The organism is Bacillus sp. JST-5, assembly GCF_057747715.1.
On sequence record NZ_JBYLHW010000148.1, the window covers coordinates 1 to 1,437 of the forward strand.

Consider the following 1,437-nt stretch of genomic DNA (forward strand, 5'->3'; position numbering starts at 1 on the left):
TGGGGCCTTAGCTCAGCTGGGAGAGCGCCTGCTTTGCACGCAGGAGGTCAGCGGTTCGATCCCGCTAGGCTCCACCATATATAATCACTAACATATTATTGTGGCGGCGTAGCTCAGCTGGCTAGAGCGTACGGTTCATACCCGTGAGGTCGTGGGTTCGATTCCCTCCGCCGCTACTAGTTACAAGGACCTTTAGCTCAGCTGGTTAGAGCAGACGGCTCATAACCGTCCGGTCGTAGGTTCGAGTCCTACAAGGTCCACCATTTCGATACGGAGGAGTACCCAAGTCTGGCTGAAGGGGTCGGTCTTGAAAACCGAGAGGCGGGTCAAACCGCGCGGGGGTTCGAATCCCTCCTCCTCCGCCATAAAATTAAATATCGTCGCGGGGTGGAGCAGTCCGGTAGCTCGTCGGGCTCATAACCCGAAGGTCGCAGGTTCAAATCCTGCCCCCGCAATAATGGTCCCGTAGTGTAGCGGTTAACATGCCTGCCTGTCACGCAGGAGATCGCGGGTTCGATTCCCGTCGGGACCGCCATTTAAATTGAACATGGCTCGGTAGCTCAGTCGGTAGAGCAACGAGCAAAACAACAATGAATATACTGCGAGTTGTCCCGACGCATATATCATCTGCGAAACAGCTAGTAGAGGAAGGGACAAAGGAATCATTCAAAATAAATAATACATTTTCTATTCATTATCATTTTTGGCTCGGTAGCTCAGTCGGTAGAGCAAAGGACTGAAAATCCTTGTGTCGGCGGTTCGATTCCGTCCCGAGCCACCATTTATTGCCTAGTGATTGGCCATAATGGCGGCTATGGCGAAGTGGTTAACGCATCGGATTGTGGCTCCGACATTCGTGGGTTCGATTCCCACTAGTCGCCCCATAGTGATGCGGGTGTAGTTTAGTGGTAAAACCTCAGCCTTCCAAGCTGATGTCGTGGGTTCGATTCCCATCACCCGCTCCAAATTTTATGATGGGCCTGTAGCTCAGCTGGTTAGAGCGCACGCCTGATAAGCGTGAGGTCGATGGTTCAAGTCCATTCAGGCCCATTGATTTTATACAATAATATTGTATAATATTGTTTAGTCACAGTATCATTCCGCAGTAGCTCAGTGGTAGAGCATTCGGCTGTTAACCGAACGGTCGTAGGTTCGAATCCTACCTGCGGAGCCATTAATGTGGAGAAGTACTCAAGTGGCTGAAGAGGCGCCCCTGCTAAGGGTGTAGGTCGGGTAACCGGCGCGAGGGTTCAAATCCCTCCTTCTCCGCCATAATATTGGCCCGTTGGTCAAGTGGTTAAGACACCGCCCTTTCACGGCGGTAACACGGGTTCGAATCCCGTACGGGTCATCAAAAGAAGGGGCTGTCCGATAAGTCCCAAAAAAAGAGCGAAATTGAGAAATCCTTGTGTTTCTCAATTCGCTCTTTTTACATTT

The 1,437-nt window shown here is 51.1% G+C and carries 13 tRNA genes; all 13 read left to right on the forward strand.

Annotation, left to right across the window (positions count from 1 at the left end):
- Window position 1: 1 nt before the first annotated feature.
- Window positions 2-77, forward strand: a tRNA-Ala gene (locus AC3ASS_RS14200).
- A gap of 25 nt (window positions 78-102) precedes the next feature.
- Window positions 103-176, forward strand: a tRNA-Met gene (locus tag AC3ASS_RS14205).
- Between the two features lie 10 nt (window positions 177-186).
- A tRNA-Ile gene (locus AC3ASS_RS14210) sits at window positions 187-263 on the forward strand.
- Window positions 264-272: 9 nt separating this feature from the next.
- Window positions 273-365: transfer RNA gene (locus tag AC3ASS_RS14215), tRNA-Ser, on the forward strand.
- 16 nt (window positions 366-381) lie between these two features.
- Window positions 382-455, forward strand: a tRNA-Met gene (locus AC3ASS_RS14220).
- Between the two features lie 4 nt (window positions 456-459).
- A tRNA-Asp gene (locus tag AC3ASS_RS14225) sits at window positions 460-535 on the forward strand.
- A gap of 170 nt (window positions 536-705) precedes the next feature.
- A tRNA-Phe gene (locus AC3ASS_RS14230) sits at window positions 706-781 on the forward strand.
- A gap of 27 nt (window positions 782-808) precedes the next feature.
- Window positions 809-884: transfer RNA gene (locus AC3ASS_RS14235), tRNA-His, on the forward strand.
- Window positions 885-891: 7 nt separating this feature from the next.
- Window positions 892-965 (forward strand) — tRNA-Gly (locus AC3ASS_RS14240).
- 11 nt (window positions 966-976) lie between these two features.
- Window positions 977-1,050: transfer RNA gene (locus AC3ASS_RS14245), tRNA-Ile, on the forward strand.
- A 49-nt stretch (window positions 1,051-1,099) separates the two neighbouring features.
- A tRNA-Asn gene (locus AC3ASS_RS14250) sits at window positions 1,100-1,174 on the forward strand.
- Window positions 1,175-1,181: 7 nt separating this feature from the next.
- Window positions 1,182-1,272 (forward strand) — tRNA-Ser (locus AC3ASS_RS14255).
- 7 nt (window positions 1,273-1,279) lie between these two features.
- Window positions 1,280-1,351: transfer RNA gene (locus tag AC3ASS_RS14260), tRNA-Glu, on the forward strand.
- Window positions 1,352-1,437: the final 86 nt, after the last annotated feature.